This is a genomic window from Mycobacterium sp. IDUB_24 (assembly GCF_055419385.1).
In genome coordinates this window covers 1-17,379 of record NZ_JBVAXO010000011.1, presented here as the reverse complement: position 1 = coordinate 17,379, position 17,379 = coordinate 1, and the positions used below count along the sequence as shown (strand labels likewise).

Genomic DNA, 17,379 nt, shown 5'->3' with positions numbered 1-17,379 from the left:
GATGTTATGCGACCCGGATGTGAGCCCCGGGTCACCGTCGCCCTTTTGGTGAGTGTGTGTGCGAACTTCTAATCAAGCAGCCTCGCCCGCAGGTACTCGTGCCCTAGCTGTGGCGCAGGGGCGCCGGGCTCCACAGTCCGCCGCGGATCGCGGTGCCCAGGTCCAGACGGGCAGGTTCGGCGTCGGGGTACCACGGTGTGAGCCGTTGCAGCGAGCCCCAGTCCCGGAACCAGTCGTCCTTCAGATACGTCGGCACGCTCGACGGCCGCAGCAGCAGTTCGGAGATGCCCAGCGGGCCGCCGCCCAGGTAGTCCATCACCGGCGAGTTGGCCTCGGCGCCGAAGCGGTCCGGCAAGATCCGCCACTTGGGCACCTCGGTGACGCCGTACTGATGGCCGAACGGCCGCTGGCACGGGAACGCCAGGCCCACCAGCCAGTCGAGCAGCACGGGATCCTGGGAACCGACGACGTCCTGCAGCGTGCGCAGCTGCGGGATGCGCGGCGGGGTCACCGCGATCCAGTGCTGCGGGGCCAGATCGTCGTCGGAGGCGACCAGCCGGATCTGCGTGGCTTCGCGCGGGATGGCGGCCATCGGGGCGCGTAGGTTGCGCCACGCCGGTGCGGCGCCCACGTCGGCAAATCCGATGCCGCCGCCGGGCTTGTTCTCTACCGCCTGTGCGTCGGTGGCCCACTGCACCACGACCTCGCCCGGGTCGAAACGGCCCGCGGCCGAGACCACCAGCAGCGGTCCGGCCTTGTCGCGGTCGGGCAACCGGTACCAGGCCGAGCGCATGATCGCGGGCTGCTGCGTGCCGGCGCGCCAGCTGCCCAGCACCGGAGTGGTGGCCGGATCGAGCCCGTACGGCAGCCGGGCCCGGGAACCGTTGACCCCTGCGGCGGCGGTCGTGCCGCCTTCGGTACCCACTTCGCTGCCGGTCACGGTGCCCGAGTCGGTGTCGGCGAAATTGCCTGCACCGGGCTGTTCCATCACCGGGTCGGCCGAGACGTCCGACGGGATGCCGTTGGGGCCGAATCCCTGGGCGGTGACAGCGCCGAGGGCCTGTCCGGGTGGCTCGCTGATCGGTGCCAGCAGGCCGGCGTTCGTGTTCTCCTCGACCATCACGTCGCTGGCCAGTCCGCAGGTTTTACCGGTGAGCGCCTCGAGGTTGGAGCGCCCGACGGACCAGGCCGGGTACTGGTCTGTCATCGCCAGGGTCAGGGACACCACCTCGAACATCACCAGTACCCAGGCGGCGATGGCGAGCGGTGATTGCACGATCCGCTGCCAACGGCGCTGCGGGGCATCCGGGGATTTGTCGCGGCCGCTGAAGTGGAACCAGGCTGCGCCCAGCAGCGCCAGCACCGAGCAGCCCAGCAGGATCGTGGTGAAGCCGAAGTGCCACTCCGGGAAGGAGTTCGACCAGGGCACCCCGAAGTTGGAGACGTACCACCAGCCGTTGACGGTCGCGAACGACAGCGCCACGACGAACAGCACCAGCGCGGCGAACATCGACCGGTTGCGCCGCGACTTCATCGCCGCGGCGGTCACCGCGACAGCGGCCAGGGCGCCCAGGGATCCCGCGAGCCCGGCGAACACACCGAAGTGATGGGTCCACTTGGTGGGGGTGAACATCATCGCGAGGAACGAGATGATGGTGATGCCGATGATGCGCCGGCTCGGGCCGGCCGCGGTACCGGGGATGCGGCCCTTGCGCAGCGTCATCGCGATCGACACCGCCAGTGCCACCAGCAGCGTCAGCACCGCGAAGCGCCGCGCCACCGAGCCGTCCGGGCTGGAGGTGAACAACCGTGAGTACCGGATGTGTTCGTCGAACCAGGCCAGGCTGGGGCCGACGGCGGATTTGAAGCTGCTGGCCTGGATCTCGCTGGCCAGGGTCTGGTCGCGGAAGATCAGGATGATGGTCACGGTGCACGCGGCCAGGATCGGGGCCAGCAGCGCCAGATGGCCGAAGCGTGAGGTGTGCCGGGCGACAATGGTTTTCAGCGGTCCCACGGCGACCAGCAGGGCGCCGACAGCGGCGATGCCGGTGGGTCCGGAGAACAGGGTCAGCGCGCCGATGATGATCGCGATGGCCACCGGCAGCATGCGGTTGGTGGCCACCCCACGTTCCACCGAACACCAGGTCAGCAGGATGCCGAGGGCGATGATCGGTTCGGGACGCAGCCCGTTGTTGAGGGGCAGCCAGAACGCCAGGAACATGCCCGCGGCGGTCCAGGCGGCCGCCCGGTTGGTCTTGACCGCTCGGCCGAGACGCGGCAGCACTTCCCGGCTGATCACCCACCAGCACGCGAGTGCCATCAACAAGGTGGGCAGCCGCATCCACACGCTGTTGGTGGAGACGTGCGCCCACAGCGCCAGCAGGTCGTAGTACCAGCCGAATGGTGCCTCGGGGGTGCCGAACCAGCGGTAGTAGTTGGCCATGTAGCCGGCGTGTTCGGACACCCGGGCCATGGTCAGGATGTAGCCGTCGTCAGAGGTGTTGGCCCCGACGAAGTGCCACCACACCAGGACGGCGGTGACCAGTCCGTCCAACGGCGTCATCGACCACCAGCGGGGCGGCAGGAAACGCCGGTGCCGGACGCCGTCGGCGGTGTCGAGACGATGCAGCGCGGTGAGCGCGATGACGGTCATCGCGACGCCGATGATCATCGCCAGCAGCTTGAGCAGCGTCGGGGCACTGCTGTAGCGGGAGTCGATGGTGGCCGAGAACTTCAGGCCTTCGGGTGCCGGGCCGGACAGGTCGGTGAAGACGCCGACGATCTGCGGGCGGAAGTCGTAGCCGCCGCGTTCACCGCGCAGGGGCGCATCGGGGTGGTCGGCGGTGGCACTGGCATCGCGCTGGGTCAGCCCGACGAATTCCCCGGTCACCTTGTCGGCGTGGGCGGTGAATGTCAGGGTCTGGCAGGCCGGGCTTAGTACCGCAGCCAGTGGCGCGCTGACCACGGGGGTGTTGCGCACGATGACCAGCAGGTCGTCGTTGACCCGCTCGATCAGCAGGCCGCGGTCGATGGCCTTGGGTGCCTGCTTGGGCACGGTCGACAGCAGGACTGTCTTGCCGCGATTCTCGGGCCCGGCCAGTCCGGCGGCGGCCTGGCAGGGCACGGTGATGGTCAGGTCGGTGGCGACGTAACCGATCAGCGGCGCGTTGATGCTCTGCCACGTGCCGTTCTGTGGCCAGTTCAGCTGGGCAGTCGTCTGTTTGACCGGTAGCAGCGGTGTCGCCACCGCCATCAATACGCCGAGCAACCCGGCGACGATCGCGATGAGCCGCACCGTCCGGTGGTTGCTGCCGGCGGTTCCCCGCGGTCCCGTCACGGGCTCTGATGCTATCGGCGTGTCAGCGCCTGAACTAATGGCCATCGGGAGTTGGCTTTCTGATCACCAGGACGAACGGGCCGATGTCGGTTACCTCGAAACGTGGATCTTTGAACAGTGCTGCGTCGAGCGCCACGTGATAGCGGCGCACATTGGGCTGGTTGGGGTAGACATCGGAGGCCAGGCGCAGCGTGTATGTGTCGTTCGCGCCGTGGCGCATCAGGAACACTGTGGGCGCTTTCCAGGGCATCTCGTCAAGGGCCTTCACGAACTGGTCGGCCTTGTCCATCGTGGCCCAGCCCTCGATGGCCTTGGCGCGTTTGTCGAATTCGGCCAGCGGGTTGGCGTAGTGCGAGGTCAGTCCCTGGAACCCGTAGTAGGGGTAATACGACAGGAAGCTGTAGTCGGCCGTCAGCACCACGGTCTGGTTGCGCGGCACGCCGGTGACCTCGGCGATCTTGGCGTCGATCTCGCGGTAGTAGCGCTCGGCCCCGGGGGGCCGGCGGTCGGCCCGCTGGCCGGTGCCGTCGGTGTCGGTGTAGGCCACGTTGATGTCGGGGCGCAGCACGTCGGGGATGTCCTGGCTGAACGTGATGGCGCCGATCGAACCGACGGCGGCTGCCGCGGCGACGACGCGGCGTGCGGTGTCCTGCTGATAGCGCCGGGCGATGGCCTGCGTCACCTCGATGAAGCCGAATGCCCCGGCGGTGGTGAGCAGCACGGTCAGCGTGGGTTGTAGCCGGAAGGACAGCAGCGTGGTGCCGGCCAGGGTGGTCAGCATCGACAACAAGGACCAGGCGTAGACGGCGAGCACGGCGACGGCAAGCGCACCGGCCCGGGTCGAAGTGCGGGCCCGGACCACCAGCCACAGTGTGCCGAGCATGCACAGCGCGCCGAGCAGGGTGAAACTCAGCATGGGGAAGGTCAGCTGGGCGCCGGCGTCGGGCAGGTAGTGCTGGGCGGTGCCCTTCTCGGCCGGTGTTCCGCGCAGTGCGGCCAGCAGGTAGGGCGCCCAGGTGAACAACGCGATCGCGCCCGCGATCACTGCGATGACGACGCCCCTGAGCAGTGGTTCGAACGTCCGGCGAGCGATCGCGAGCACCAGCCCCATGATCGTCAGCGTGAACGCGCAGTACAGGAACAGCAGGGTGTAGAGGAGCGCGGTGAACCCGAGGAAGATCCCGACGCCGATGACGGCGGCCCAGCCGCCGTTTCTGGTCTTACCTCGCAAACCGGACCAGGCCAGCACGAACACCGGCGGTAGCAGCACCGTGATGATCGCGGCGTAGGGCTCGGTCGAGGAGTAGGCCAGCATGGCGGCGGTGCTGGCGGTGGTGACGATCAGCGCGTACTCGAAGCGAATCATGTTCGCCCACAACACGAATGCCAGTGCGACGGCAATGGTGACGGAAACGATGGACCAGGGCTTGAACATCTCCCAGGCTGGGGTGTCGGTGGCTGCGGCGATGCGGCCGCCCATCCAGAACCAACCGGCCGGGTAATAGGGCGGCAGCCCGAAGTAGGTCATGTCGTGCAGGCCGGGGGTGTCGGCGAGCCGGGTCAGGTATTCGGTGCGGAACTGCTGGTCGACCGAGACCCCGAACAGGTACAGCTTGGTGGCGCCCAGCGGCATCGCGAGCGTGACCACCGAGAACACTGACAGGAAGATCAGTGCGGCCAGCCGGGCCAGGGTGCGCCGGCCCCGGCGCCAGATCAGCCCGGCGGCGAAGATTCCGGCCAGTGCAGCGACCTGGCCCACCGTGGTGAGCGCATGCAGTTGGTTGGACGTGTTGTAGGCCGGCCATTGGACCTGGGCGATCGCGGCGATAGACACCCCGGCCACTGCCGAGGCGAGCATCAGGGCGATCACCAGGTGTCCGGCCACCCTGGCCGGACCGGCCACGCTCGTCGGCGTGCGGGGCCCGGCCTGCATCAGATGGGAAGCTTGCGGAAGATGGACCGCGGGACGTGCCGCAAAACCATCATCACGTAGCGGAACGCGCCCGGCGCCCAGACCAGCTCCTTGCCCTTGGCCGACGCGGTGACGGCAAGGTTGGCGACGTATTCCTTGTCGACGGTCAGCGGGGCTTCCTTGACGTGGGCGCTCATCCGGGTACGCACCTGGCCGGGGCGGATCACCAGTACCCGCGGGCCGTATTCGCGTAGTGCCTCACCGAGGCCGAGGTAGAACCCGTCGAGGCCGGCCTTCGTGGAGCCGTAGACGAAGTTGGACCGGCGGACCCGCTCGCCGGCGGCCGAGCTCATCGCGATGATCTGGCCGTAGCCCTGTGCCCGCATCTTCTCGCCGACCAGGACACCGACGGAAACCGCTGCGGTGTAATTGATTTCGGCAATCTGCACGGCTTTGCGCTGGTTCTGCCACAACTCCTCGGCGTCGCCGAGCAGGCCGAACGCGACGATCGCGACGTCCACATCGCCGGAGGCGAAGGCCTTGTCGATCACGGCGGGGTGGCTCGCGGTGTCGACCGCATCGAAGTCGATGACCTCTACTGAACTGGCGCCGGCCTTGCGCAGCTGGGCCACGGCGTCGTCGCGGCCCGGATCGCCGGGCAGGGCGGCCAGCACGATGCGGGCAGACGCGTCGCGCAGATAGCGCTCACAGATCGCCAGCCCGATCTCTGAGGTGCCGCCGAGCAGCAGAATCGTCTGGGGGTTACCTACGGCGTCGAACACCATCTAGCGCAGCTCCAAGCCTCGGGGGACATCGTGACGAGGGTACCGTGCGGTTTCTTTCGAAAATTCGAGCGCAGGGCCTTGACGCGATTTCCTACACGACGTAGCTTTTTTCTACATCGTGTAGGAAATGGGGGAGATCATGACGATCCGTGACTGGCTGACGTTGCCCGAGACGGAACCGGGGGAGGACTACGGGTTCTTCGGCCCGGATTCGGTGACGTGGAAGGTGTGGAGCTATCCCACCTCGCTGTCCATCGGGTTCCAGCGGGCCGTCGTCATCGAGGAGCTCGACCCTGCTCTCGTCGCGGCGGTCGACAAGACCCATGAGATCTACTCGCGCCCGCGCACTCGATATGACCGGACGCTGCGGTACTTCGCGATGGTGGCCTTCGACGACAGCCGCTCGACCACGAAGGCCGCCGACGTCCTGGTCAAGATCCACTCCAAAGCGATCGGCACCGACCCCGTCACCGGAAAGACCTACGACGCGAACGATCCCCGCTCGCAGTTGTGGATCCACCTGACCGCCTGGCATTCCATCCTGGTGGCCTACGAGAAGTACGGTCCCGGTCCGCTGCCACCCGAAGAGGAGTTGCAGTACTGGCGGGAATGCGCGATCGCCGCCGAACTTCAGACCTGCGATCCCTCTGACGTCCCACTGACCCGCGAGGGCATCCGGGAGTATTTCGAGCAGATGCGGCCCCAGTTGATCGGGTCGGACATCGCCCAGCAGGCCATGCATCACCTGCTGGGTGCCGAGGTGATGTTGCCCAAGATGCCACTGCTGTTGCGCCCGGGTACCACGGTCGTCACCGCTTTCCTGCGTCGCGGCACCCTGGCGACCATGCCGCGCTGGATGCGAGAGATGGCCGGGCTCAGCACATCCCGGATTCTCGACGCGTTGGTGGTACCGCCGCTGAGTGCCGCATTCACGGTGATCGCCATGAGCACGCGGCTCCAGCTGATCCTGCTGCGCGTGCTCTCACCGGCGACCCTGCCCATCGGCGCGCGGGTCCTGCTGTCCGTTCCGCCGAAGCACCCCGTCACCACGACGCCGCGTGAGGCCCAGCGCCGCTACGGCTACGACGCGCCGAGCCAGGCGCACTTCGAGCTTCGCGACCGGCAGGCGGTCCGGGTGTTCGGTGAGGGTGGCGCACCGAGTGACGAGGGCATCGTGGAATCTCAGCCGATCCTGGGCCGGATCGGCTGACCCGTGATCTCGCGCCTTCTCGATTTCCGGCTGAGCATCCGTCAACTCGTCTATCTCGCGATAGTGGTGGGCGGGCCATACCTCGTTGTCGGGATGGTCTGGGCGCTCACCCACAGCGATCACATCGCTGCGCTCACGGGCCCGGACAGGCTGTTCTCCCTCTTGGGTGAGATCGTTGCGTGGCCCGTGCTGATCATCGCGAATGTCTCCCTGACATGAGGGAAGCGAAGTGAAAGGAGCAGCACTCGCCGGTCGCGGCCGCGCCGAGCATCTCGGCCCGGACCGGCGCCGGCCGCAAGTCCTCGACATCGCGTTGGACATCGCCGCGCACCAGGGCCTGGCCGACGTGACGATGGGGACCATCGCGCGCCGGCTGGGCGTCACCCGGCCGGTGGTCTACGCCTGCTACCCCGGCCGCGGGGAAGTGCTTGCCGCACTGTTGGATCGGGAAACCGACGTGGTGCTGTCGAGCCTGCTGGAACTGTTGCCGCCACAGCGCACGGGCTCCATCGAGCAACTGTTCGTCGACGGGTTTCATGCGCTTCGCAGTACTGTGCGCGAGCGGCCCGCATCCTGGCGCATCATCTTCGCCGCCGACCCCGACCCGGTGCTGACCGCGGCGATCGTGGCCGGCCGTGAACGCATCCGTGGCCAGCTCGCCACGGCGATGCGTCCGCTGCTGCAGCGGTGGCAGGTCGCCGATGTCGACATCACGCTGCCCATGCTGGTCGAGGTGTTCCTGGCGATCTGTGAGGCGGCGGTCCGGAAGATGCTCGACTCGGACGATGATGACGATCAAGGTTTGCTTGCCGAAACCTTCGGCAAGGCGGCCTATCGGGCCGTGCGGGCAAAGCCCCAGTGAGACAACAACACCCCGCGGGCCCAAGCCCGCGGGGTGTTGTGTCAGTTGACGATCAGTCGATCAGGCGTTCAGATCGAACCGGTCGGCGTTCATCACCTTGTTCCAGGCCGCGACGAAGTCCTTGACGAACTTCTCCTTGGAATCGTCCTCGGCGTAGACCTCGGCAAGCGCACGCAGCTGCGAGTTCGAGCCGAACAGCAGGTCGACGCGGCTGGCCTTGTACTTCTGCGCTCCGCTGGCCCGGTCGGACCCGACGTACGTGCCGTCATCGGCCGGCGACGGGGCCCACTTGATGCCCATGTCGGTCAGGTTGACGAAGTAGTCGTTGGTCAGCTGGCCCTTCCTGTCCGTCAGGACACCGAGATCCGAGCCACCGTGGTTGGCGCCGATCACGCGCAGGCCGCCGATCAGCACGGCCAGCTCGGGGGCCGAAAGGCCCAGCAGGTTGGCCCGGTCGATCAGCCGGTACTCGGCCGGCAGGCTGTCGCCCTTGCCGACGTAGTTGCGGAAACCGTCGCCCTTGGGCTCCAGGTAGGCGAACGAGTCGACGTCCGTCTGCTCCTGGGTGGCGTCGCCACGACCGGAGGTGAACGGCACCGCGACGTCGAAACCGGCGTCCTTGATTGCCTTTTCGACACCGACCACGCCGCCGAGGACCACCAGGTCGGCGAACGACACACCAGTGTCGGACGCGCCTTGGATCTCCTCGAGCTTGCGGATCACCTGGGCGAGCTCGTCGGGCTCGTTGACCTCCCACCCGAGCTGCGGCTGCAACCGGATGCGGCCGCCGTTGGCACCGCCACGCATGTCGCTGGAGCGGTACGAGGCCGCCGCCTTCCACGCGGTGTCCACCAGCTGCTGGACGGTCAGGCCCGAATCGGCGATGGCCGCCTTGAGCGTGGCGACATCGGCGTCGCTCAGTGCCTTACCGGCCGGAACGATGTCCTGCCACTGCCAGGTCTGCTTGGGCACCAGCGGTCCGAGGTAGCGGGCCACCGGACCCATGTCGCGGTGGATCAGCTTGAACCAGGCCTTGGCGTACTCGTCGGCCAGCTCCTCGGGGTGATCCAGCCAGCGGCGGGTGATCTCGCCGTAGATCGGGTCATACCGCATCGACAGGTCGGTGGTCAGCATTGCCGGGTGGGTCTTGCCGCTGCCCTGTGCCATCGGTACCGAGTTGGCCCAGCCGCCGTCCTTCGGCCGCCACTGGTTGGCGCCCTGCGGGCTCTTGAACAGCTCCCACTCGTTGCCGTAGAGGATCTCCAGGAACGAGTTGTCCCACTTGGTCGGGGTGTGGGTCCAGGTCACCTCGATGCCGCTGCTGACGGTCTCGTTGCCGACGCCGGGGTTGGCCCAGCCCAGGCCCATCTGCTCCAGCGGTGCAGCCTCGGGCTCCACGCCGTTCTCGATGTCGGTGGCGCCGTGGGTCTTTCCGAAGGTGTGTCCACCGACGATCAGCGCGGCGGTCTCGATGTCGTTCATCGCCATCCGGCCGAACGTCTCGCGGATGTCGATGGCTGCGGCCAGGTAATCCGGATTGCCTTCGGGGCCTTCAGGGTTGACGTAGATCAGGCCCATGTGGCTGGCGCCGAGGGGATTCTCCAGCTTGGTGCGGTCACCGCCGGAGCCCGCGTACCGCTCCTGGGAGCCGAGCCACTCGTGCTCGGCGCCCCAGTAGATGTCCTCCTCGGGCTCCCAGTAATCCGGGCGGCCGAAGGCGAAACCAGCCGTCTTGAAGCCCATGTGCTCCATGGCGCGGTTGCCCGCGTAGACGATCAGGTCGGACCAGGACAGCTGCTTGCCGTACTTCTTCTTGATCGGCCACAGCAGACGACGGGCCTTGTCCAGGCTGACGTTGTCGGGCCAGCTGTTCAGCGGGGCGAAGCGCTGCATGCCGCGCCCGCCACCACCACGGCCGTCCTCGACCCGGTAGGTTCCGGCAGCGTGCCACGCCATGCGGACGAAAAGCGGGCCGTAGTGGCCGAAGTCGGCGGGCCACCAGTCCTGCGAATCGGTCAGCAGTGCGTCGAAATCGCGGGCCAGGGCATCGACGTCGAGACTCTTGACGGCCTCGCGGTAGTCGTAGCCCTCGTCATTCGGATCGATGGCGGGCGGATTCTTCTGGAGGATCTTCAGGTTGACCGCGTTGGGCCACCAATCGCGGTTGCTGCCGCCCTCGACGGGAGGCTTGATCTGCATGGGACACCCGCTTTCTGCGGGTTCGGTTTGTGCCTCACCAATCGGGGGGTGAGTTTCGGCGTCGGCCATGACAAATCCTTTCCAGGGCTGGTGGTTAGGGGTTATCTAGTTGGGGCAGTGGAACATTCGGGGCAAGTGCCCCAGTAGATGACCTCGGCTTCATCGATCTCGAAACCGTGGTCTTCAGACGCGGTCAGGCATGGGGCCGACCCAGCCGCGCAGTCCACGTCGGCAATGGCGCCACACGATCGGCACACGACGTGGTGGTGGTTGTCGGCGACGCGAGATTCGTACCGAGCCACCGAGCCTGATGGCTGGATGCGGCGGACCAGTTGTGATGCGGTCAGCGCATGCAACGAGTCGTACACGGCTTGGTGGGAGACGTCGGGCAGTTCCAGGCGTACCGCACGGATGATCGTGTCGGTATCGGCGTGTGGATGCGCCTGGACCGCGTGCAACACCGCCACTCGCGGGCGGGTCACACGCATGTCGGCGCTTCGCAGCATCTGCTGGAAGTCCGCGGTTGTCGCCACGGGACCGAGTCTGTCCCCTTTTCTGGAATTAGTCAAGAATAAAATTCTCGCTAATTCGAGGGGAACGGTGAGGGGCTAGACGAGCTCCAGCCGGCGCGCCATGTCCGAGACGAACAGGCCGTCCGGGTCGACCTTGCGTCGCACGGCCAGCCACTCTTCGATGCGCGGGTACATGGCGTGGAACGTCTTGGCGGTGGTCCGCGAGTCCTTGGCGGTGTAGAGCCGCCCGCCGAATTCCATTACCCGGCGGTCGAGTTCGGTGAGGAACTCGCTCAGGCCGGGCTTGATCCGGAAGTCGACGCAGACGTTCCAGCCGGGAATGGGGAAGCTCAGCGGCGCCTGGTTGCCCGGGCCGAACAGCTTGAACACGTTGAGCCACGAGTAGTGCCCGGAGCGCTGGATGTCGACCATGATGCGCTTGAACTCATCGACGGCCTCGGTGGGCACGACGAACTGGTACTGAGCGAAGCCGGCCGAGCCGTAGGCCCGGTTCCACTCCCCGATCATGTCCAGCGGGTGGTAGAACTGCGTCAGGTTCTGGGCCTTGCCCCGGTAGGTCTTGCCCAGCCGGTACCAACCCTCGGTGAGGGTGCCGAAGATGTACTTGTTGCCCAGTCCGTTGGGGAAGATGTCCGGCGCCGTGAAGTACTGCGGTGCATCGAATTTCAGCGGATCACGCTGAAGTTTCGCGGGCAGTTGGTCCAGTTTTGCCAGGGAACCGCGGGAGATCACCGCGCGGCCCAGCTTTGGTGGTGCGCTGATCGCGTCGAACCAGGCCGATGAATAGGTGTAGTTGTCCTCGGTGCCGTCGCTGTGGAACTCGATGGTCTCGTCGAGGCTGTGCGTGACATCGCCGTCGGCGATGAAGTAGGCGGTCTCCGTGGGGGTCATTTCGATCGTGGCCCGCAAGACGATGCCGGTCAGGCCGTTGCCGCCGACCGTCGCCCAGAACAGTTCGGATTCGGTACCGTCCGGGGTGAGCTGACGAATCTCGCCGCTCGCGGTCAGCAGGTCGATCGAGCGGACGTGGTTGCCGAAACTGCCTGCGCTGTGGTGGTTCTTGCCGTGGATATCGCAGCCGATGGCGCCGCCGACGGTCACCTGCCGGGTGCCCGGCAGCACCGGTACCCACAGCCCGTGGGGCAGTGCGGCCCGCATCAGCTGGTCGAGGTTCACCCCGCCGTCCACGTCGACCAGCTTGGTGCCGGCATCGATCGAGTGGATCTGGTTCAGCGACGACATGTCGATGACGAGTCCGCCACCGTTCTGCGCGTTGTCGCCGTATGAGCGTCCCAGGCCGCGGGCGATCACACCGCGGCCCTTCTCCTCGGCGGCCCGCGTCACAGCCTTGACGATGACCTCGGGATCGCTGGTAGAGAGCACCTGTGCCACGGTCGGTGCGGTCCGGCCCCAGCCCGTCAGGCGCTTGGGATTGGTCGGCAAGTCAGTAGTCGACATCGCAGAGAATCGTACCCGGCAGTAGTCGGCGCCGACCTCAGTGGATTTTGAAGATCACTGCACGCTGCACGATGAAGTTGATCACCGTCGCCGTGCCCTGGGCGATCACGAAGGCCACCGGCACTGCCCACGACCGGTAATCGGCCAGGTGGAGCACGAGGTGGTTCAGCCCGACCTGGACGGCGAATGTGACCAGGTAGAGCGCCCATACCGCGATGAACCGGGCCGTGCTCGGAGGCGCCTGGAACGTCCAGCGCCGATTGATCAGGTAGGCCGTGGTGGTTCCGGCGATGAAGCCGATCGTCTTGGCCAGGTCGACCTGTAATCCGACGGTCTTGTAGAGCAGGACATACAGGCCGAAGTCCACGATCGCCGACAGCCCACCGGTCACGACGAACCGGAAAGCCTGGGTTTTGAGGTCAAGGGTCGGCGACATTACTGGCTCAGCCACCTAGGCAGCTTAGCGAGGCCGTACCGTTCATTCGTGTTGCAGACGGTCCTCAACGATCTCGGTATCGCGGTCTTCGCGTCGTCGGGGGCCATGGTTGCGATACGTAAGGGCTTCGACCTGTTCGGCATCGCGGCGCTCGGGGTACTGACCGGTGTGAGCGGTGGGGTGATCCGTGACGTCTTCCTCGGTGTCCACCCACCTACCTCTATTCAGCATTGGCCCAACATCACGGTCGCGGTCGCCGCGACGGCGGTGGCCACCCTCACAGCCAAGCACCTCATCCGGTTCAACCACATCGTGCTGCCGTTGGATGCGATCGGCATGGGCTTCTTCGCGACTTCGGGCGCGGCGTTCGCCGTCGACCACGGGGCCAGCTGGTTTGCGGCGGTGCTGATCGGTATGACCACCGCGATCGGCGGCGGCATCATCCGCGATGTGCTGGTCCGGGAGATCCCGATGTTGATGCGGCCGGACGATCTGTACGCCGTCCCGGCGTTGATGGGTGCGACGACGTACGCGGTCATCGATTACTTCGGCCCGCAGTGGATAGGTCTGGCGGTGGGTACGGTGCTGGCGACGACGCTGCGCCTGGCCGGGTTGATATTCGGCTGGCGGCTGCCGACCGGTCCGCGGGACCTGATCGTGGGCGAGGATTCCTAACGCAACGCGGCTGACAGCACGCCGTGCAGCGCGTCGACCGCAGGGCCGAAGGCGTGGTCCGCGGGCGCCCCGAATCCGATGATCACCCCGTCGGGGTCCGGGGTATCCGGTCCGGCCAGCGGGTGCCGCATGATCGATAGTCCGTTCAACGCGATGCCGGCCTCGCCGGCCCGGCGCAGCACCTCGGGTTCGGCGCCGTCGGGCAGGGTCAGCAGCATATTCACCCCAGCCGACAGGCCGGCGATGCCGAGGCCGAATCCGGCCAGCGCGGTGACCAGCGCGTCACGTCGGCGGCGGTAGCGGTTGCGCATCCGCCGGATGTGCCGGTCGTAGCTGCCGCTGTGGATGAAGTCGGCCAGGGTGAGAGCGCTGAGCGCGTCGACGTGGTATTGCGCCCCGCCTGCCGCTGCGATCACCGGATCGATCAATGCGTCGGGCAGCACCATCCAGCCCACCCGCATCACCTGGGCCATGCTCTTGCTGGCCGAGCCCAGGTAGACGACCCGTTCAGGGTTGAGTGTCTGCAGGGCGCCGACCGGCTGGCGGTCGTAGCGGAACTCGCCGTCGTAATCGTCGTCCACCGCATATCCGCCGGTGCGGTGCGCCCAGTCGACGACCGCGGTGCGCCGCGCCGGATGCAGGGCCATCCCGAACGGGCTCTGATGTGCGGGAGTCAGTAGCACTGCCGGAGTGTCCAGCCCGTCCAGATCGGTGATCACCGCGCCGTGTTCGTCGACGCCGATCGGTGTGGTCGGTACGCCCAGAGATGCGAGCGCGTCCCGAAAGATGAACAGCCCGTAGGCCTCCACCGCGATCGGCCGCCGGGTGCCCAGCACCCGGCCCAATAGGTCGACGCCGTCGCGAACCCCGGAGCAGATCACGATCGACTCCGGCGTGGCCCGCACTCCACGCACCCGGCCGAGATATTCGGTGAGAGCCTCGCGCAGTGCCAGCGGTCCGCGTGGATCGCCCATCCGCAGTGCGGAGACCGGCGCGTTCGTGATGGCCCGGCGGGCCGACGCCAACCAGGCCGACCGCGGAAATTCAGACACGTCGGGCGAGCCTGGCATCAGGTTGTGCCGTGGGACGGCAGGGATGCGGCGCGGGCGCACCACCGGCCGCGGGCCGGTGGTGCGCGCGACCCAGGTGCCCGCGCCCTGGCGGGAGGCCAGCCAGCCTTCGGCAACCAGTTCGGCGTATGCCTCGGCGACCGTGTTGCGGGCCAGCCCCAAATCGGAGGCCAGCACTCGTGACGGCGGCAGCCGCGTGTCCGTGCTCAGTCTGCCGCTGCGAATCCCGTCCCGGAGGGCGGTGATCAGCTGCTCGCGCGCGGTGCGGCTGCCGGGCTCGATGCTCGCGCGCAGCTCGAGATGCAGGTCCCGGCTCCCTGAATTGGCCCGCGAAGTCATGGCAGTATTGAACCATCTAGGCGGTATTTTCCCGTCTAGCGTTGACGGCATGACACAGACACTCGAACCCGCCAAGGCCATCGACCGGCTCAAGATCTACAAGGTCTCGCCCGAGCTCTACGACGCGATGATGACGCTCTCGAATGCCGCAGCCAAGGACGTCGACCCCACGATCGGCGAGCTCGTCAAGATCCGGGCGTCGCAGATCAACCATTGCGCGTTCTGCCTCGACATGCATACCCACGACGCCCGCAAGCTGGGCGAGACCGAGCAGCGGCTCGCGCTCATCGCAGCCTGGCAGGAGGCGGGTGACCTGTTCACCGAACGTGAGCAGGCCGCGCTGGCCCTAACCGAGGCCATCACCGAACTGGGCAACGGCCACGTTCCCGACGCCGTGTACGCGCGTGCGGCCGCCGTGTTCACCGAACGCGAGCTCGGTCAGGTGATCGCGATGGCCGTCACCATCAACGCGTGGAACCGGATCAATGTCACCGTGCGGATGCCTGCCCCGCGGCGTTGATCTCGCGGGAAACTGGAGGTGTGGAGACCCGGTCAGGTGCAGACATCACGGTGCACGGCGCCGTGGTGCACAAGCTGCACCGGCCGGGCACCGATCCGCGCGCACTGCGGGTCCGGCTCCACGCCGCCGGCCGCATCGATGCCCTGGTGAGCCCGGTTTCAGAAGTACCCGGTACGGTGGATGGCCGCTGGTTGACCCGTTGGCCGCGTGTCGAAACCCTTGTGGTGCAACCGGAATGCGTGCCATGGGCCGACATCGGGCGGCTGCTGGCGGCGTTGCACCTCGAACCGGTCACCGAAGGTCTCCCACCGCACGGCTGGCCGGCGAGGCTGCGGCGGGCGGTCGACCGGGCGCGGCGCCACGGTCACCGCGTGGTGTTGCGGGCCGCGGCGGGCCTACCCGTCGATGCGTGGCGGCCGGGTTCACCGGACCGACCACGCACCCTCGTGCACGGCGACTTTCACCTGGGCCAGGTGGGGCGGCGGGACGGGTGCTGGCAGCTCATCGATGTCGATGACCTCGGATTGGGCGATCCGGCTTGGGATTTGGCGCGTCCGGCCGGGTTCTGGGCGGCCGGGCTCATTCCCGATGCCGATTGGTTCCAGTTCCTCGACGCCTACCGGGCAGCCGGTGGACCCGCCGTGCCGCCCGGGGATCCGTGGCCTGTGCTGGAACCGTTCGCCCGGGCCGCCGTCATCCAGTCCGCCGCCGGCGATCCCGACGACGAACTGCTGGCGGCGGCCTGTGCGCGGATGCCTCAGCTGGAGAAGAACAGCCGGCCGAAGCCCTGCTTGCGGTAGTGCTTGTTGCCGCGGTGACCCCAGCCCGGCCCGTAGTCCGAATAGCCCTGGTTGTATCCCGGTTGCGCCGGCGGCGGCGGTGGCGGCGCCTGGACGAACCGGTTCTCCATTTGGGTCAACGACTCGAGCTCGCCGAAATCCAGGAAGATGCCGCGGCACGTGTCGCATTGCTCCAGGTGGATGCCGTTGCGCTCATAGGTCGTCATCACCCCGGCACACTTCGGACACAGCAGGGTATTGCCGACGCCAGGCGACGGAGGAGACTTCGGGGGCTCATATGGCGGGATGCTCATATCGCCATAACGTCCAATCCCGCTGTGGAGTGCCTGTGAGGAAGGCGCTCCCGCCACCGCTTCACGTGTGATGTCGGTCACAAATCGGAATATCGGTCGCGGCACCATCGAAGGATCTTCGGCGGTTCAGTTAATCCCGGCGTTGGGTAGCGCGTAACGGGCCGTTTACACAGCAAGCGCAAACCCGGAGTGGCCGGCGGGCCGGTTCGCGATATTGACGATCGTGACGGCAATCTTTCCGCTCAGCGTGATTGACTGGCAGACCTTCCGTGGAAATGGCGAAACAGCAGTTGGGGCGCCATGGCAATGTCTTGCCTCGGTCTCCTTGCGCCGGTGACATGCGGCCGGGACGCCCCGCGCTCACAGGTGACGGACAGCGAAGGTGTGACGCAATCCGGTGTGGTTCTAGCAAATATTGTACCGAGGTTTGTCTGCTCGATGGCCGGAAACCGTTGCCGTTGCTGCCCCGGTGTTGCCCGGTTACGTTTTCTCCTGCCAATCATGAGCAACGCATGAGAACCGGATGTGACCTCCCTAATCGGGAGTGGATCGCCCAAGTATCTCTGGGGTCGGGACCCTGGTTGGTGAAGAACGAATCGGATCACCGACACAGCTAGGGAGAACATGAAGGCATTCAGTCGGGTGCTGGTCGCCATGGTGGCAGCCATCGCGGCGCTGTTTACGAGCACGGGTATTTCTCATGCGGGTCTGGACAATGAACTGAGCCTGGTCGATGGTCAGGATCGGACTCTGACCGTTCAGCAGTGGGACACCTTCCTCAATGGTGTGTTCCCGTTGGACCGCAACCGGTTGACCCGTGAGTGGTTCCATTCCGGCCGCGCCAAGTATGTGGTGGCCGGCCCGGGGGCCGAGGACTTCGAGGGCACCTTGGAGCTGGGTTATCAGATCGGCTTCCCCTGGTCGCTGGGTGTGGGGATCAACTTCTCCTA

At 66.8% G+C, this 17,379-nt stretch carries 16 protein-coding genes; 7 read left to right on the top strand and 9 right to left on the bottom strand.

Annotated elements, in window-relative coordinates; all coding sequences use genetic code 11:
- Positions 1-103: 103 nt before the first annotated feature.
- The 3 genes from ACZYZF_RS29020 to ACZYZF_RS29010 are packed head-to-tail and all read right to left on the bottom strand — an operon-like array spanning position 104 to position 6,034.
- The gene (locus ACZYZF_RS29020; protein WP_463837536.1) at positions 104-3,382 is read right to left on the bottom strand and encodes an arabinosyltransferase domain-containing protein; all 3,279 of its coding nucleotides are present in this window, start codon (positions 3,380-3,382) and stop codon (positions 104-106) included.
- The gene (locus tag ACZYZF_RS29015) at positions 3,372-5,270 is read right to left on the bottom strand and encodes a galactan 5-O-arabinofuranosyltransferase (RefSeq protein WP_463837535.1); all 1,899 of its coding nucleotides are present in this window, start codon (positions 5,268-5,270) and stop codon (positions 3,372-3,374) included. Before ACZYZF_RS29015 ends, ACZYZF_RS29020 begins: the two co-directional genes overlap by 11 nt.
- Complete coding sequence (locus ACZYZF_RS29010) at positions 5,270-6,034, bottom strand: decaprenylphospho-beta-D-erythro-pentofuranosid-2-ulose 2-reductase (RefSeq protein WP_463743693.1); 765 nt, start codon at positions 6,032-6,034, stop codon at positions 5,270-5,272. The genes ACZYZF_RS29015 and ACZYZF_RS29010 overlap by 1 nt, the downstream gene beginning before the upstream one ends.
- Positions 6,035-6,161: 127 nt before the next feature.
- Between ACZYZF_RS29010 and ACZYZF_RS29005 the strand changes: the two genes are divergently transcribed.
- Genes ACZYZF_RS29005 through ACZYZF_RS28995 form a run of 3 tightly spaced genes read left to right on the top strand, consistent with a single transcriptional unit; the run spans position 6,162 to position 8,106 of the window.
- Entirely contained in the window at positions 6,162-7,244 is a 1,083-nt protein-coding gene (locus ACZYZF_RS29005) for an oxygenase MpaB family protein (RefSeq protein WP_463837534.1), read from the top strand.
- A 3-nt stretch (positions 7,245-7,247) separates the two neighbouring features.
- Positions 7,248-7,463 carry a hypothetical protein gene (locus ACZYZF_RS29000; RefSeq protein ID WP_463743695.1) on the top strand — a complete coding sequence of 72 codons (216 nt, stop codon included), beginning with the start codon at positions 7,248-7,250 and terminating at the stop codon, positions 7,461-7,463.
- Between the two features lie 10 nt (positions 7,464-7,473).
- Complete coding sequence (locus ACZYZF_RS28995; RefSeq protein ID WP_463743696.1) at positions 7,474-8,106, top strand: TetR/AcrR family transcriptional regulator; 633 nt, start codon at positions 7,474-7,476, stop codon at positions 8,104-8,106.
- Positions 8,107-8,166: 60 nt separating this feature from the next.
- On the opposite strand, the gene katG is transcribed toward ACZYZF_RS28995, so the two are convergent.
- The 4 genes from katG to ACZYZF_RS28975 form a co-directional block, all read right to left on the bottom strand.
- The gene (gene katG / locus ACZYZF_RS28990; protein ID WP_463743697.1) at positions 8,167-10,374 is read right to left on the bottom strand and encodes a catalase/peroxidase HPI; all 2,208 of its coding nucleotides are present in this window, start codon (positions 10,372-10,374) and stop codon (positions 8,167-8,169) included.
- A gap of 32 nt (positions 10,375-10,406) precedes the next feature.
- Positions 10,407-10,811: a Fur family transcriptional regulator gene (locus ACZYZF_RS28985; RefSeq protein WP_463837589.1), complete on the bottom strand. Its 405-nt coding sequence runs from the start codon at positions 10,809-10,811 to the stop codon at positions 10,407-10,409.
- Between the two features lie 102 nt (positions 10,812-10,913).
- Positions 10,914-12,296 carry an FAD-binding oxidoreductase gene (locus ACZYZF_RS28980; protein ID WP_463837532.1) on the bottom strand — a complete coding sequence of 461 codons (1,383 nt, stop codon included), beginning with the start codon at positions 12,294-12,296 and terminating at the stop codon, positions 10,914-10,916.
- 37 nt (positions 12,297-12,333) lie between these two features.
- The gene (locus tag ACZYZF_RS28975; protein ID WP_463744175.1) at positions 12,334-12,732 is read right to left on the bottom strand and encodes a GtrA family protein; all 399 of its coding nucleotides are present in this window, start codon (positions 12,730-12,732) and stop codon (positions 12,334-12,336) included.
- Between the two features lie 48 nt (positions 12,733-12,780).
- Between ACZYZF_RS28975 and ACZYZF_RS28970 the strand changes: the two genes are divergently transcribed.
- Positions 12,781-13,407: a trimeric intracellular cation channel family protein gene (locus tag ACZYZF_RS28970; RefSeq protein WP_463743699.1), complete on the top strand. Its 627-nt coding sequence runs from the start codon at positions 12,781-12,783 to the stop codon at positions 13,405-13,407.
- Here the strand turns inward: ACZYZF_RS28970 and pdxR are convergent.
- Positions 13,404-14,816, bottom strand: coding sequence for a MocR-like pyridoxine biosynthesis transcription factor PdxR (gene pdxR, locus ACZYZF_RS28965; RefSeq protein ID WP_463837531.1), 1,413 nt, complete (start codon positions 14,814-14,816; stop codon positions 13,404-13,406). The genes ACZYZF_RS28970 and pdxR overlap by 4 nt on opposite strands.
- 49 nt (positions 14,817-14,865) lie before the next feature.
- On the opposite strand from pdxR, the gene ACZYZF_RS28960 reads away from it, so the two are divergent.
- On the top strand, positions 14,866-15,336 hold the full coding sequence (locus tag ACZYZF_RS28960) for a carboxymuconolactone decarboxylase family protein (RefSeq protein ID WP_463837529.1): 471 nt from the start codon (positions 14,866-14,868) through the stop codon (positions 15,334-15,336).
- A gap of 20 nt (positions 15,337-15,356) precedes the next feature.
- Positions 15,357-16,136, top strand: a complete 780-nt coding sequence (locus tag ACZYZF_RS28955) for a phosphotransferase family protein (protein ID WP_463837528.1) — start codon at positions 15,357-15,359, stop codon at positions 16,134-16,136.
- Here ACZYZF_RS28955 and ACZYZF_RS28950 read toward each other — a convergent pair.
- Complete coding sequence (locus tag ACZYZF_RS28950) at positions 16,094-16,429, bottom strand: TFIIB-type zinc ribbon-containing protein (RefSeq protein ID WP_463743703.1); 336 nt, start codon at positions 16,427-16,429, stop codon at positions 16,094-16,096. The two genes, ACZYZF_RS28955 and ACZYZF_RS28950, sit on opposite strands and share 43 nt — an antisense overlap.
- A gap of 624 nt (positions 16,430-17,053) precedes the next feature.
- Here ACZYZF_RS28950 and ACZYZF_RS28945 point away from each other — a divergent pair.
- Positions 17,054-17,379: MspA family porin (locus tag ACZYZF_RS28945; protein WP_463837527.1), on the top strand; the 326-nt coding region annotated here is incomplete at its 3' end.